General features: G+C 65.2%; 13 protein-coding genes. 2 read left to right on the forward strand and 11 right to left on the reverse strand.

Annotation, left to right across the window (positions count from 1 at the left end):
• Positions 1-79: 79 nt before the first annotated feature.
• Positions 80-1,375, forward strand: a complete 1,296-nt coding sequence (locus GFK26_RS11620; protein ID WP_228122061.1) for an HlyD family type I secretion periplasmic adaptor subunit — start codon at positions 80-82, stop codon at positions 1,373-1,375.
• Positions 1,372-2,943, forward strand: a complete 1,572-nt coding sequence (locus GFK26_RS11625; protein WP_153282099.1) for a TolC family protein — start codon at positions 1,372-1,374, stop codon at positions 2,941-2,943. Before GFK26_RS11620 ends, GFK26_RS11625 begins: the two co-directional genes overlap by 4 nt.
• A gap of 170 nt (positions 2,944-3,113) precedes the next feature.
• On the opposite strand, the gene GFK26_RS11630 is transcribed toward GFK26_RS11625, so the two are convergent.
• From GFK26_RS11630 to GFK26_RS11680, 11 genes are read right to left on the reverse strand one after another with little or no spacing between them, the layout of a single operon-like run.
• Positions 3,114-4,529 carry a sigma 54-interacting transcriptional regulator gene (locus GFK26_RS11630; protein WP_153282100.1) on the reverse strand — a complete coding sequence of 472 codons (1,416 nt, stop codon included), beginning with the start codon at positions 4,527-4,529 and terminating at the stop codon, positions 3,114-3,116.
• 16 nt (positions 4,530-4,545) lie between these two features.
• Positions 4,546-6,570 carry a TadG family pilus assembly protein gene (locus GFK26_RS11635; protein ID WP_194274070.1) on the reverse strand — a complete coding sequence of 675 codons (2,025 nt, stop codon included), beginning with the start codon at positions 6,568-6,570 and terminating at the stop codon, positions 4,546-4,548.
• 13 nt (positions 6,571-6,583) lie between these two features.
• On the reverse strand, positions 6,584-7,054 hold the full coding sequence (locus GFK26_RS11640) for a TadE/TadG family type IV pilus assembly protein (RefSeq protein WP_153282102.1): 471 nt from the start codon (positions 7,052-7,054) through the stop codon (positions 6,584-6,586).
• Between the two features lie 5 nt (positions 7,055-7,059).
• Positions 7,060-7,536 (reverse strand): TadE/TadG family type IV pilus assembly protein, encoded by a 477-nt coding sequence (locus tag GFK26_RS11645; RefSeq protein ID WP_153282103.1) that lies wholly within the window; start codon positions 7,534-7,536, stop codon positions 7,060-7,062.
• Between the two features lie 48 nt (positions 7,537-7,584).
• Positions 7,585-8,013: a DUF3613 domain-containing protein gene (locus GFK26_RS11650; protein ID WP_153282104.1), complete on the reverse strand. Its 429-nt coding sequence runs from the start codon at positions 8,011-8,013 to the stop codon at positions 7,585-7,587.
• A complete protein-coding gene (locus GFK26_RS11655; RefSeq protein ID WP_153282105.1) occupies positions 8,010-8,936 on the reverse strand; it encodes a tetratricopeptide repeat protein in 927 nt (308 codons plus the stop codon). Before GFK26_RS11655 ends, GFK26_RS11650 begins: the two co-directional genes overlap by 4 nt.
• On the reverse strand, positions 8,933-9,892 hold the full coding sequence (locus GFK26_RS11660) for a type II secretion system F family protein (RefSeq protein ID WP_153282106.1): 960 nt from the start codon (positions 9,890-9,892) through the stop codon (positions 8,933-8,935). The genes GFK26_RS11655 and GFK26_RS11660 overlap by 4 nt, the downstream gene beginning before the upstream one ends.
• Positions 9,889-10,902: a type II secretion system F family protein gene (locus GFK26_RS11665; RefSeq protein WP_153282107.1), complete on the reverse strand. Its 1,014-nt coding sequence runs from the start codon at positions 10,900-10,902 to the stop codon at positions 9,889-9,891. The genes GFK26_RS11660 and GFK26_RS11665 overlap by 4 nt, the downstream gene beginning before the upstream one ends.
• Positions 10,895-12,211 (reverse strand): CpaF family protein, encoded by a 1,317-nt coding sequence (locus GFK26_RS11670; protein WP_153282108.1) that lies wholly within the window; start codon positions 12,209-12,211, stop codon positions 10,895-10,897. Before GFK26_RS11670 ends, GFK26_RS11665 begins: the two co-directional genes overlap by 8 nt.
• A gap of 7 nt (positions 12,212-12,218) precedes the next feature.
• Positions 12,219-13,514: an AAA family ATPase gene (locus GFK26_RS11675; protein ID WP_153282109.1), complete on the reverse strand. Its 1,296-nt coding sequence runs from the start codon at positions 13,512-13,514 to the stop codon at positions 12,219-12,221.
• A gap of 35 nt (positions 13,515-13,549) precedes the next feature.
• On the reverse strand, positions 13,550-14,914 hold the full coding sequence (locus GFK26_RS11680) for a type II and III secretion system protein family protein (RefSeq protein WP_153282110.1): 1,365 nt from the start codon (positions 14,912-14,914) through the stop codon (positions 13,550-13,552).
• Between the last annotated feature and the right edge of the window lie 16 nt (positions 14,915-14,930).

Below are 14,930 nucleotides of genomic sequence, written 5' to 3' on the forward strand. Positions count from 1 at the left end.
GTGATTCGTGAGTGACACGGATCGACCGACTGACAGACAGAGACAGGGGTACGGGATTTTGAAACCAGACTTGCCGCAGGTGCTTCAGGGCGAGAGCGAGAAACAGGCGGCGCAGACCACGCCGCAAGGCCGGCGGCGCCAGTGGATCATCGGCGGCGCGGTCGCGGTGCTGGCGGTGGTCGGCTTGGGCTTTCCGATGGAAACCGTCGTCGTCGCGCCGGGCCGCGTGATTCCCTCCGACCGCGTGAAGTCGATCCAGCATCTGGAAGGCGGCATCGTCAGCAACGTGCTCGTGAAAGACGGCGACAAGGTCAAGCAGGGCCAGTCGCTCGTCGAGATCGACCTGGGCGGCAGCGGCCTGAACTTCGAAGAACTCACCGCGCGTTACGCCGCCACGCAGGCCACGCGCGTGCGCCTCATTGCCGAGAGCCGCGGCCAGCCGCTCAAGCGCGATTCGTTCGATGCCGACATCGACGAAGCCGTGCTCGAAGGCGAGGTCGGCGCCTACCAGGCGCGCGCGCTCGAACAGCGCGGCGTCATGGCCGGCGCCGTGTCCGCCCTGGAACAGGCGCGCAGCAAGCAGCTCGAGCAGCAGGCCAAGGCCAAGGGCCTGGCCGACCGGCTCGAACTGATGCAGAAAGAGCAGGAAATTTCGGAGCAACTGCTCAGCGAGAAACTCGTCGGCCAGGTCGAGGTGCTCGAGAAGCGCCGCCAGGCCGAAGCCGTGCGCAGCGAACTCGCCGTGGCGCGCCAGGGCATCATCTCGGCACAGGCTGCCATCACCGAAGCGCAGGCCAAGATGGCCGAGGCCGAAGGGCGCTTTCGCCGCCGCGCCTCGGACGAACTTGCAACGGTCGAACGCCAGTTCGCGAGCCTGAGCGAAGACCTCGCGCGCGCGCGCACCCAGCGCTCGCGCACGGTGGTGAAGGCGCCGGCCGACGGCATCGTGAAGGGCCTGCGCAGCTCCAGCGCCGGCTGGGTCGTGAAGCCCGGCGAATCCATCCTGGAGGTCGTGCCCGACGAGGACGAGATCATGGTCGAGGCGCGCCTCAACCCCAACGACCGCGGCTTCGTCGAAGTGGACCAGCTGGCGCGCGTGAAGATCACCGCTTACGACTACCTGCGCTACGGCGCCGTCGACGGCAAGGTCAAGCTCGTGGCGGCCGACGCCGACCGCGACGCCGCCATTTCCAACGGCGCGCCGTACTACCGGCTGCTCATCAGCATGTCGCAGTCGCACGTAGGGCGGCCCGAAAACCGCGTCACCGCCGGCATGGAAGCCGAAGTCGACCTGCGCGTGGGCACCGATCCGTTCATCTGGTACATCCTGCGGCCTGTGCTCAAACTGCGGCGCGAAGCCTTCCGCGAACCATGAGCAAGCCCGTGTTGCCGGGCCGGCGCGCGCGCATCGCCCCGGGTGTGCTCTGCGCGACCTTGTGCGTCAGCATGGCGCTGCCGCCCACCGCGTATGCCCAAGCCTCCGAGCCCGAGGTGCCGCCGGCATCGCTCGCGCTGTCGCGCCGCCTGTCGCCGCCGTCGCTCGGCGCTGCGAGCTACGCGCAGCGCGTGAAGCAGGCGCTCATCGTGCTGTCGCAGGAATACCCCGAGGTGCTGACCGCGCAGGCCGCCGCCAACACCAGCAGCTTCGGCGTCGACGCGGCCCGCATGGCGCGCTACCCGCGCTTCAAGGTCGGCACGTCGTCGGGCACCTACAGCAGCGGCGCCAGGGATGCGAAGAGCGAGAACTACACCGTGCTCACCGCCGAAGCGCGCGTGAGCCTGATCGACGGGGGTGCCATGAGCGCCGCGCAGCGCGCCGCCGAATTCGGCAACCAGGCCGACGACGAAGCCGTCACCACCACTTCGCAGAAAGTGGTGCTCGATGCACTCACCGCCTACCTGCAGGTGCAGCGCTTTGACCTGAAAAAGCAGATTGCACGCCGCGCCACCGAGGTCGTGGCGGAGCTGTCGAAGGCCGAGGCGCGCCGCGTGGCCCTCGGCGTGAGCGGCGACAACGACCTCAACATGGCCGCCTCGCGCCGCGCCCTCGTCGCCGCGCGCGAGTCCGACTTCGAGGCCCAGCGCGACGAGGCGCTGGCCAAGTTCCGCAACTACTTCAAGTTCTCGCCCGCGCCTGAATCGTTGCCCGTGCTCGCTGCGCCATCGCACTGGCGCATCGCCTCGCAGGAAGAAGCGCTGCGCCGCGCCGAAGCGCGCAGCACCGAACTGGCCGAAGCCCAGGGCCGCGTGGCGCGTGCGCGCGCGCTGGTCGACCAGACCGAATCCAGCCTGTACCCCACGCTCGACGCCGTCGTCGTGAAGAGCAAGGACCCGCGCGGCGTGTCGCCGCAAGACCCCACGCGCGCTGCGTTTGAATTGAACTGGAACTTCGGCAACGGCTTCGATCGCCAGCTCAAACTCAAGGGCGCCCTGGCCGAAGTCGCGAACCAGGAAGCCAAGATGGAGGGCGTGAAGCTCAACCTGATGGAGCTCACCGCGTCGTCGTGGTCCCGCACCGTGGCCGGCCGCGAACGCGAGCGCCAGCTGATGGAAGCCGTCAGCACCTCGGGCCAGGCCTTCCGCGGCCGTCGCCGCCTCATGGAGTTCGGCCGCGAGACCCTGCCCCAGGTGCTCGACGCGCAGCTCGACTACTACACCCTGCTGTTCGACTACATCGACGGCGTGTTCGATCTGCGCATTTCGGAACTGCGCCTGGCGCGCACCACCGGCGAACTGCGCGTCGACCCCCTCGGCGCCAACAACTGGATCGACCGCATCTTCGGGCCCCCGAGCCGCAACGTCCTGACCGAGGATGGTTTGCTGGGCGTGCTGTGCATCTCGAGCAATACGACGTGTGCGAGCGAACCGCTGGTTGATCGCGCCCCGGGCGCAGCGATTGCGAACCCGCCGCTGCGCAGGTCGACGCGCCTCGGAACTCAATAGCCTTCAGCGGCAAGCGAAGCGAAGCCCCTTCGCGAAACACCATGGAACCGGCTTTGCCGGGCCGTAGGTGTTGCCCCCGGTAGGGGGTTGGCGAAGCGACACGAAGTGCGCGCAGGCTGGGGGCGAGCCCAGTGCTCGACACGAAGTGCCGCGCAGCCTGGGGGCGAGCCTTATTCTGTTTCGGGGATGCCGGGCTCGCCGTCGAGGATCTGGTACTTGCGCATCTTTTCCCACAGCACCTTGCGGCTGATGCCCAGATGCTGCGCCGTGTCCTGGCGCTTCCAGTCGTTGATTTCGAGCGCCGCGATGATGCGGTTGCGCTCGCCGCTGTTCCAGCCCTTGCGATCGCCGTTCGCATCGAGTGCCACACCGTTGCCGTTGCGGTCGGTGGCCAATGCAGCCGGTGCCGGCGTGCCACGCGTGAGAGCGATCGCGCGCTGGATCAGGTTCTGGTCCCAGGCGTGCAACTGCCGCGCGATCACGCCCACCCGCTCCGCGAGGTTGCGCAGCTGCCGCACGTTGCCGGGAAAGTAGGTTTCGGCCACCGCATCGCTGAGCCAGTGCGGCGTTTCGCCCAGGGCTTCGAGCTCGTCACCGAGCACGTTCGTCAGCAGCGCCTTGAAGATCGCGATCTTGTCGATCTCGCCGCGCTCTTCGAGGCTCGGCACATGCAGCTCGATGACCGCGAGCCGGTAAAACAGATCGGCCCGAAACTCGCCACTCGCCACCATCTCGCGCAGGTTGCGGTTCGTCGCCGCCACGAGCCGGAAGTCCACGCGAATCGGCGACGTCGCGCCCAGCCGCGTGACCGCGCTGTCTTCGAGCACGCGCAGCAACTTCACCTGCTGGTAGCGCGGCAAGTCACCGATCTCGTCGAGGAACAACGTGCCGCCCGTGGCCTGCTCGAAGTACCCGCGGTGCGCATGCACGGCGCCGGTGAACGAACCTTTTGTGTGGCCGAAGAACAGCGACTCGAACAACCCATCGGGAATCGCGCCGCAGTTCACCGCCACGAACGCGCCCTTGCCGTATTGCTGGTGCCCGATGTGAAGTTGTTGTGCGATGCGTTCCTTGCCGACCCCGGTCTCGCCGCGCACCAGCACCGGATGGTTGCAGTCGGCGAAGGCATTCACTTCGGCGAGCAGTCCCTTCATCGCATCGGAATGCGCCACCAGCATGTCGGGCGCCTGCGGCGCGACATCGCGCGCGCGCAGCTGGCGCACAAGCTTGGCCACCATCGTGCGCAGCTCGGCGCAGGTGAAGTCGTAGGGAAGAACGTGCAGGTACTCGGGCGGATACGTGCGCGAATCGCGCTCGCGCGAAGCCGCAGCCACCCAGATCACGGGCATGCCTTGCAGCAGCTCGGTCGCGTGCGGCAACCCACCGCCGTCGATCACGGTGACGCTGATGATCGCGACGGAAGGGCGCAGTGCGACACCACGGTCCTGCGAAGGCGGCGGCAGGCCATCGGCCCGGATGACTTCCACGTCGAAGCTCGCCATGCACCGCGCAATGCGGTCGAGGATGTCGGCTTTGCCTTCCCAGACAAAGAGGTCGAGTTCGTCGAAGTTGGAGGAGGCGCTCATCTAGGGAATCAGCATTTCAATAAACAAGCTCCGCGCTCCCGTCGCATGTGAGTCGCCCGCCGACTTCCGTCTGAGCGAGATTGGCACCGAGCACGTCGCGGATCAAAGTGTTCACGAGAGGGTCGAGCAGCGGCGCGAGAACGCCGCCGACAACGTCCTGGAGGACGCCGATAACGGTGCCCAGGGTATTCGTCAGGGCGGTGAGCACGTTCTGCAGTCCTCCGTTGGGACTGCCCGTCGGCGTGATGACGCTCAGCATGTTGAGTCCGTCGAGCGTCGAAGTCAGGCTATTGATGATGTTCAGCGAAGTGACGGGGAGGAAGGGTGTTTCCTGTTCAAGGTCGGCAAGATCGGGCGGATTGACGAAGGTCTGCGATGCACCGGACTTGGCGACTGGCACGTCGGCCTTGAGGCCCAGGCCGCCACCGTAGAAGGCCTTGCGATGCGCCTCGTCGCACTCGACGGGGATCAGTCCGAGCAGCAGGCGCGTGCATTTGAGTAAACCGATGTCGATCACGGGTACGGGAGCAACCGCAGGTGGCGCGTTCGAGGCGAACACCTTGCTCTTCGCATCGGCCATGGAGGTCCCCATCTTGCCGATTCGCAGTTGAGCGGCTGCGGTAGAGGTCTGTACCGACAGGGTCTTCGCGTCCGCCGGGCAACTGAAGTTGTTCACGCGCGATTCGCCGCCGCCCGCATCGAGATTGATGTCGAGACGAATCGGGGCGGGTAGGATGTCCACGTCGGTGACATCCTTCGTACAGGCGATCACGCAACCCAGAACGTCGCTGAGAAGATCCAGCTTGAAGCTCAGCAGATTGTTGAGAAGAGTGGTCACCGGCGACACCAGTGTTGTTACGGCATTGAGCAGGCTAGTTACCCCGTTCAACGCCGGCAGTTCCACGGAGATCAAGGTCCGGATCTGCGCGGTGCGCACGTAGATCTGGTTGGGCCCGGTCGGATCGAGCTTGGCCAGCCTCGGATCGCCGACGGCGGAAATCTGCGGAGGCTCGATGACCTGGATGTTCGCCGTGACTGACAGCGCGCCGGGAACCGTGAGCGGGACGCTAGCGACCAGTGCGTTCTTGCCGTTCGCTACCTGGACCACGCCCTGTAGCAGCTGGAACAGCTGAAGATCGAGGTTCAGTCCCGCCGCATCCGATCCGGTCTGGACGCCGAGCAGATCGCCCAGCTTCACGACGGTCGGCGAGATCTCCGCGGCCGTCTGTATCAAGCCCAGTGCCTGGATGGCGGCAGTGGCAGTCGCCCCGCTTTTCTGCAGCGCGTTGATCATGGCCTGGATCAATACCCCGACACTGACGTCGGTTTCCAGCACCTGGTCGTACTTCCCGGCCCCTATCCCCAGGTCGATGCCGAGCTGGTCGAGGAAGCTGAGCAGCTTGATGTTGGTGTTGACGAGCCCCCGCCAGCCCGCGATATCGAGCGACAGCGAGCCGCCGAGCAGCCCGCCAAAGACGGCATTCAACAGGGACACCTGAGTCGGGTCGACTGTCAGCAGCGTGCTGCGTATCGTCAGTGACGCTAGGGGCTGCCGTTGAGCCGCAACTGCTTGAACACATATCGTCCGATTGCCTGCAAAGAAAGGAAGCAAAGTAGAAGACGGCGGCTTGATTCGCACGCGAAATGCGTTCTCTGGCGGGGCAAGGGGAGAAAAGTGGTCATCGGTGCCAGCAAAGCAGTCCGTGCTGACTGGCGTGACTTTCGTCGGGTCCCAGTGCCCGCATATTGCTTCTGTAAGAACAATGCCCGCGAAGTTCTTTACTGCGTTTGCGCGCGCGGCTAGCTCTGCAGAGTCGCATGCACTGGTTCCCCCTGGCTGCCCCAGCTTCTGCGCTCCAGCAAGGGCGGCGAGGTCTGCGGTTTTCTGAAGCTCTCGCTTCAGGTAGAACTGGTATCCCAGTTCCGCGCCCACAAGCGTGATCACGATGAGGCTTAGCGCGATGGCCGTATTGATGATGATCGACCCGCGCGCAAGCCGTCGCACGGGGGATCGAATGGGGCGTGTCGGTGTCGTGTTCATGCCGAGAGCCATTTCATGAAGCCTTGAGCGCCACAGTTGCGCGGCTTTGCAACTTGGGCGGAACCCAACTGGTATCGAACAACGACACCAAAGGTAGGATGGGGTTGTCCCCGTAGCGATAGGTGACGGTCACTGCGCAACTTGCGTCAGTCGATGAGCATCCGGTGAGCGAGACGGAGGTCAGGTCTGAGGCGCTGCTTGGGCAGGTGAGCGGTGGCACAACCGAGCTTGCCAGCGAGTTGGAAACGGCTTGGCACACGCTGGCCAGCGACGGCGGTTGCGGCAGCAACCTGGCCGCCCGAGCCCCATCCTCTGCCGCACGCGAGATGGCTTGCTGCGTATAAAAAACTGCACCGAAGGTCACCACGCCGTACATCGCAATGAACAGCAGCAAGAAGACAAAAGCGAACTCAATGGAGGCGATGCCGCGTTGACGTCGGCCTGCATGGGGGGGGCGCCGCGGCTGGGTGTTGAGGACGAACATGGTTCTTACCTCAGTTCCAGCAGCATGCTTGCCTTGCCGGCGATCTGGTCGGGAACGGCAAAGCCCGGCAAGGGGGGCAACAGCGATCCAAGGTTCTCGGCTTCAACGACGACGTGGACCTGGCACCGTTGGCTCCATGCGGGGCCACAGCTGACTGCTGGACACAGCGGAACCCCCGCTGCGCCCTCTACCCGGCAGATGGAAACATCTGCCGGCAGTTTCACTTGAGGCATCCATTCGCTTCGAATTTTTGCGACATCCTGTGCGCGGAGTACGCGAGCGCCGAGATTGCTCTGGTACTGCAGCGCCGCCCGCGCCCCATCTTCCGCCGCGTTCTGCAACCCCAGCCGAAACGCGAACAGCATGCCGTAGCAGATGACCGCGTAGAGGAGAGTGAAAAAAATCAGGAACACCATGGCGAACTCGATCACATACACACCGCGCTGGCAGCGCGGCGAAGGGAGTGCATGGGTCGTCCGCATGGTGTGGTGTGCGCCGGCGCGATGTGTCGAGAGCGGCTGTGTCTCGTCTTACTTGCTGCCGCCGCCGGTCGACGTCTTGACCGTCGAACTCATGTGCTCTGGAATGGGATGCTCGAAGCTCTTCAGATAGCGCTCGTAGCTGCGGCTGGCGACACTTCCCGCGATAGGTCGGGGTGTATTCGACGCGATCTCTCCGCTTCGCTGCCAAGCGAAAAGGTTTGACGTCGCATCGCCAACCTGAAGCGGGAGGCTGTAGGTTTCTTCTTCCTCTGCCACAACGGCCGGGGCCTCCATGGCCGGCTTCGCAGCGGCGGCGGCAGGATCCGCGGCCGGTGCTGTGGTGCTGCTGGTGCCGCCCTGCGCGGGATTTGAACTGACGGTCTGCGCAGAGGCTGCCGTCGTCACGAAGAAAAAGGCCGCGGCTAGCGCGCAGGCGGGCAGCGTGGAGAACCGGTGGGCAAGCTCGTTGTTGTTCATGGTGTCCCTCGTGGTGAAGTCGGGTTCGGTGAAAGACGTGCGTCTGCGGCCGAGGCGGACGGGTTCAACTGGGCGGCGGTGCGCACGCCACCCATTCCAGCCCAGCGGGTGGGCTTGAGTGCGAGCGGCAAGGGTGCCGTCGGCTCATCGCGCTGCAGCGTTGCGGACGCAGGGGCCGAGGCGGCCGAGCTGCCTGCGGCGGCGCGCATCTGCAACGCAGCTGCGCGCACGGCTGCGCGCGTGGCTTCGGGCATGCGGTTCGCATCCATCAGGGCCGTGGCTTGTTCGGGCTGATGCGTGGCCTCGAGGTAGAGCGCCACGTTGGCCTGTGCCTGCTTGCTGTCGGGCTGCAATTGCAGGGCCTGCATCAGGGGCAGCCGTGCTTCCTCAAGCTGGCCGGCGCGCAGGCTCGCATAACCCAGATCGCTCAGCAGCAACGCATCCGTCGGCGTTCGGCGCTGTGCCTGCTTGAACAATTGCACTGCCTCTGCGTAGTGGCCGCGTGCACCGGCTAGCAGGCCCAACCCCCTGTAGCCCGCGCTCTCCTGCGGCGTGTTCAGCAAGCGTTTGTAGGCGGCTTCGGCAGGCTCAGCTTGGCCAGTCTGGCGCAGCGCGTCGGCGCGTACACGGGTGGAGTCGGGCGTGATGCCCCAGCGCTGCTCCAGGGCGTCGATGTGCGCAAGCGACGCGAACCACAGGCCCTGTTGCTGCATCTGGCCGACGACCTTGAGATAGGTCGCCTGAGTGTCGATATTGGCGCCAGTCTTCATTTCGCTGGCGGCCTCGAAGGCTTGCCGCTGCTGGGCGTCTTCGCCGGCGGCATAGTGGTCCTTGGTGGCTGCACAGCCGGAAACTGCGAGAACCAACCCCGCGGTCACGGAGGTCCATGCGACGCGTACAAGTGGATTGAAGGTTGCTTTCATTTACCGACGTTCCCCAAAGCACGAATGATGGCCATAACACCAGGGCCCGCCGTCACTATCACCAGTGCGGGAAGCAGCGTGGTGACCATGACCGCTGTCATCTTTACCGTGATCTTTCCGATGCGTTCCTTCATTTCCGAGCGACGATGCTCGCGAAGGCGATCGCTGAAAGCCCGCAGCGGCTCCTGGACCGCGCCGCCATGGCGGTCGACCTGCACCAGCAGTGCAACTAGGCTGCCCAGGTTTTCGTTCTTATGCAGCGTGGCGAGGCGGTGCAGCGAATGTTCTCGGGTGCGGCCTTGGGCGTATTGCCGATTGGCTAACGTCAATTCGTGCCCCAGAACGCGCAGTACATGTGAGAAGTCACTCGCCATGACCTGCAAACCCTGGTCCAGGCTCATCCCGACGCCTTGCAGCAACTTCAAGAGATCCACGAAGAGTGGCAGTTCTCTAGCGACTTGCGTTCGTCGACCCGCGGCGATTCGGCCCAGCACCCATTTCGGCCCCATGAAACCGATCACGAAGAGGACGGCAAGCACGAGGATGACGGTGCTTTGCTTGTGCCCTCCGCTCCAGAAAGCAAACGCCAGCAAGGGCAGCAAGATCGCCAGCAGCACGCGCGTGACGAGAAATATCAACTGAGCACGCTGGGAAGGCAGCCCGCATTGATCAATAAGGTTGCGGTCTTCGTCGGCAACGAAGGCCCGTCCGAGGCGCGAATCCAGCCAGTGGAATGGCAACTCGACGTCGGGCTTGTACGGTCCTCCGAACGCCGTGTCGACTTCGGTGGTGCCCGTGGCCGCAGCCACTGTGCCTTGGTGAATCGCCTTGCCGATCGCCTGGCCGCTGCGTGCACGGCGCAGCTCCGACGCAATCAACGTCCCGGCCGCCACGAGCAGCCCGAGCGCCAGCAGCCCCAGGCTGATGGCCGTCAATACGTTGGTTGTCAGCATCATGCGATCCTCGCAAGCCGGTACAGCAGCAGGCCGCCCAATGCCTGAAGTCCAACGCCCGTGAGGACGAGCATCCGGCCGCTGTCATCGTTCCACATCCCCAGGAAGTAGCCGGGGTTTTTCATGATCATGAAGGCGCACACCGCGATTGGAAGCAGACCGAGAATCCAGGCCGACAGCCGCGTCTCCGACGACATCGCCACCAGCTCGTGCTCGGCTTGTTCGCGATCGCGCATGAAGTTGCTCACGCGCTCGAGCAACAGGTCGGCGCGTCCGCCGTAGCGCACGCCCAGCCCGAGGATCGCGGCCAGAAGAAACATCTCCTCGACGCGCACGGTGGTGGCGGTCTGGTGCAGTGCCTTGTCCAGGTCCACGCCCGCACGCACCAAGGAGGCTGAGCGTTCCAGATGGCCGCGCAGCGGCTCCTGCGTGCTGCCGATGGCAAGCTGGAAGGCGGCCTGCGTCGAATTGCCGATGGTGATCAGGCGAACCATGGCGTCGATGTACCCGGGCAATTGGCTCACCAGCTTGCGACGCATCTTTTGCAACCGAAGCCAGACGCCGAAAGTGCCGGCCAGCGCGAGCAGCACCAGCGCGGCGAACGCGGCGAGCCAGCCACCGAACAAGCCGGCGACGAGCGATAGCGCCGCAATGGCGACCAAGCCGAGAGCGAGCAATCTAGCTTCGACCACACCCACCAGCCAGCCGGGCAACGCCCGGTCAAGCCAGCGCTTGGGCCGAGCGGCCGCTGCGGCCGTGGCCTCGGTCTCGAGCCAGGGGTCGGTGGTCAGGCCGGAGACGCCGCTGCCCATCGGCTCGGCCTCCCGCGCGGGCGGCATCGCGGAGAAGGTCGCTGGTGCCGATGCGGCCGTTCCCGCTCGGATCTGTTGGTCGAGATGCCGCCCCACGGTGAGTTGTGTCTGGCGCTTCTTTGCCCATTGCCACAGGAACAGCCCGCACGCCGCCAGCAGCAGCGCGGCCACTGCAACGCCGAGCAGCACGACCTCACGCACGGGGCTCTCCCTGCTGCGAGCGTGCGAGCGACTGGCGGAACCGCGTGATCTTCGGCGAGTGCGGCGCGATGCCCAGCGACACCCAGCGGTCGCGCTCCTCGCCGTCGGGCGAAACAACCGGCTCATAGCGATACAGCTCCTGCATCGCCACCACGTTGTCGTTCACTCCCGTCACTTCGCTCAGCGAGATGATGCGGCGCTGACCGTTCGACATCCGTCCGATCTGCACGATGAAGTCGATGGCGCTGGCAATCTGGCGTCGCAGGCTCACTTCGCTGCCTTGATAGCCGGCAAAGCCCGCCAGCATTTCAAGGCGATAGAGGCACTCACGCGGCGAGCTGGCGTGGATCGTTCCCATCGAGCCTTCGTGGCCAGTGTTCATGGCCTGCAGCATCTCGATGACCTCCGCGCCGCGCACCTCGCCCACGATGATCCGGTCGGGTCGCATGCGCAGGCTGTTGCGCAGCAGGTCGCGAATCGACACCACGCCTGTACCGTCGAAGCCTCCGGGGCGGCTTTCGAGCCTCACCACGTGGCTGGTGCTCAGCGAGAGTTCGGCCGTGTCTTCGATGGTGATCACGCGCTCGCGCGAGGGAATGAAGCTGGCCAGCGCGTTGAGCAGCGATGTCTTGCCCGAGCTGGTGCCGCCGCTCACGAGCACGTTGCACCGTGCGCGCACGGCAATCTCGAGCAGCTGCGCCATGCCGGCATCGAAGGTGCCAAGCTTCACCAAGTCTGCGGGAGTCAGGGGCTCCTTGCGGAACTTTCGGATCGAAACGGAGAGTCCGTCAATCGCCAGCGGTTCGATGATCACGTTGATTCGGCCGCCATCGGGCAACCGTGCATCGACCATCGGGTTGGCCTCGTCAAGCCGGCGCCCCAGCGGAGCCAGGATGCGCCGCACGATCCGCATCACGTGCTCGGAATCGGCAAAGCGCAGCGTCTCGCGCTCCAGCATGCCGTGGCGCGACACATAGACGTTCTGGTAGCCGTTGATCAGGATGTCTTCGACCGCCGGATCGTTCAACAGATCCTCAAGGGGGCCGAAGCCGGCCAGTTCCTTGGTCAGCGCATTGGAGATGAGCTGCATCTCGCGGTCGTTGATCGGCACGCGGCGCAAGCGTACGAAGCTGTCGACCTCCAGTTCGACGAACTGCTGGATCGACGCACGCGACCAGCGGCCGAACTCCGCACCCAGCTCTTCGATGCGGCTCAGCAGATGATCGTGCGTCCAGCTCTTGATGTCCTGGAACTGCTGGGAGTTGATGAACGCCTGGTCGTCGTCGGCAAATTCGATATCGGTGGACATGGGCTGTTCAACCTTGGGTAGAGCTCTTCCGGAGGCCGGTGATCTTCGACATCAGCGTCGAGGTCCAGCGCGTGGCCCCGGCTGGCGCCGGCACCGAGCCTGTCGTGCACTCCTCGTGCAGGCTGCGCGCGAGGCCGACCACGGCTTGCGAATAGGGGTCGTTGCGTGCAATGCGCACCAGCATCTCGCCGCGGCTTGCGGCGCCGAGCAATGGGGCGCTGCGCGCTGGCAACACGTGGCGAAGCGGCAGTTCGAGCCGCTCAGCGATGTCCTTGGCCGACAGCCCCACATGGCTGTCGAACTTGTTGACCACGAGCGACAGCTGATTGGTCTCGATGCCGCGCGTACGCAACTCCTTGAGCATGGTCGCTGTGGACACGATGGCGCCGATGCTCTGGTCGCACACGACCCAGGAACGCTGGGCTTCTTTCACTGTCTGCGCCACGAAGTCGATGGTCGAGAAGCCACCGAGGTCGGCAATCTGGTAGTCGAAGAAGTCGCCCAGCCGCTTGATCAGTGCGACCGAGTCGGCGTGCGAGATCTCGCGCACCTGGGCGAGGCTTGCCGGTAACGGCAACACGGCGATGCCGCTGGCGTGATGCGCGAGGGCGGTGTGCAGCAATGTCTGGTCGAGACGGCGCAGGTTGCGCACGCCGTCGACGAAGCTGAAGCTGCTCTGCGTGTCGAGGTAGAGCAGGCCGTCGCGTGCAGGCAGGCCCAGGTCGAGCAGGGCCACACCGTGTCGCGCGCTGCGACCCGAGGCCTTTGCTGCCGCTTGCGTCGGCAGTGCCAGTTGGTCTTGGAGCACGGTCGACAAGCTGGCCGCAAGCGTGGTCACGCCGATGCCCGGCCGAGCACCGAGCAGCGCGATGGTGTTTCCGCGCGTGCCGCTCGACAGAGTGCTGCGGCGGTCGAGCAGCTTGCGCAGCGTATTGGCCGCATCGGTCTGCGGTGCGGCCATGTCGATGAAATCGTCCACACCGGCACGCAGCGCGGCGAGCATCGAAGCCGGTTCGGCCGAGACGCCCGTTGCCAACACCGGCAGCTCGGGCCAGTCGCGCTTGAGGTGTTGATGCAGCTCGCTCGCCGCCTGGGCGTGGTCGCCGGAGAAGTCGAGAAAGACGGCTGCGGGGCTGAGCAGGGCGATGCGCTCGCCGACCAGCTTGGTGTCGGGCGGGAGAACCACCACGGCGCCCTGCCTGCCGAGCGCATCGGTCAACCAGGTGATGTGGCCGTCGTGAGGCGAGGCGAAGAGATAGGTCTCTGCGCCAGTCTCTGGAAGCGGATCGCGTGGAGCATTCATGGCGTCGGCCACAGGTCGTGAATGGCTGGTGTCCATCAACGGGAGAAGCCCGGCACCGTCGTGCCAGAGGCCGGCCCCAGGAGATGGGCGCGCCACACGGGGCCATCGCGCTGCTCGGCGCCGCCGGGCAGATACGGGGCGAGGTCGGTGTTGCGCGCGATCGGCTTCACCAGGTGGGGTGTGACGAGAATGACCAGTTCTTTTTCGTTCATCTGGTACCTGTTCTGTTTGAAGAAAGTACCGAGCACTGGAATATCGCCGAGCAGCGGCACCTTGTCTGCGTTCGAGGTGGTGGTGCGGCTCACGAGGCCGCCGATGATGAAGCTCTCGCCGTCGCCGAGTTCGACCGTGGTGTCGGCGCGGCGCGTGGTGATGGCCGGCACGGCCACGCCGTTGATGCTCAGCGAGTTGGTGTAATCGAGATCGCTGGCTTCCGGTGCCACCTTGAGCACGATGCGCTCGTTCGACAGCACCGTGGGCGTGACCGTGAGGCCGATGCCGAAAGGCTTGTATTCGATGCTTGTCGTGCCCAGCCCCTGCGGCACGGGTACCGGTAATTCGCCGCCGGCCAGAAAGCTCGCACTTTGGCCCGACAGCGCCACCAGCGTGGGCTCGGCGAGCACGCGTGCCATGCCGTTGCCTTCGAGAAACCCGACGTTCAGCCCGATGCCGGCCTTGCCGAAGTTGAACAGCAGGCTGAAAGCTTGGGCGAGAGGGTTGTTGTATTCGCCGCTGATGCTTCCATCCGACGCGAAAGACGCGGACTTCAGCGACGACGGCGTGAAGGAGCCGAAGCTGAATCCGTTGGAATTGGCGCGCGTGCTGAAGATGTTGAGGCCTGCCTGCTTGAGCACGCTGCGGTTGAACTCGACAACCTTGACTTCGACCTGCACGGTGTTGCTGCGCACGTTGACGACGGAGCGATCGACCAGCGGGGATTTCTCTCCGCCAGCGGCAAGCGCCGTGTCTCGCGCGTCCTGGTGCGCAGTCATGCTGTCGAGCGAGCCGGTGAGTGTGGAGGCGCGCCGGCGTACTTCGAGCGTGTACACCGTGGCGGTCGACTGGCCCTTTTCCCAGAGCATCAGTGTGGTGCGGCCTGCAGCCTTGCCGGTCACGAGCAGACGTGCAGCCGGGGAGTTCGGCGTTTGGCGGGTGAGCGTCACCCCAGCCACCGCTTCGTCGGCAATGGCCATGCGCTCGATGCCCTTCGGAATCAGCAGCTCCTTCTGTGTGCCAGCATCGACCCGGAATGGGATCTGCGCCCCCGGAGCGACGGCCTGCGCGTTGGCCACCGAGGACGCAACGGGCCAGATCCCCGGTGCCAGCAGGCACAGCGCCACGAGGGTCGGACGCAGGGCATGAACCGGAACGTTGGGCTTCGCGCAAGGAGGATGCGTCATGGTGTGTTTTTCGTGC

This window comes from Variovorax paradoxus, assembly GCF_009498455.1.
Lineage (GTDB): Bacteria > Pseudomonadota > Gammaproteobacteria > Burkholderiales > Burkholderiaceae_C > Variovorax > Variovorax paradoxus_H.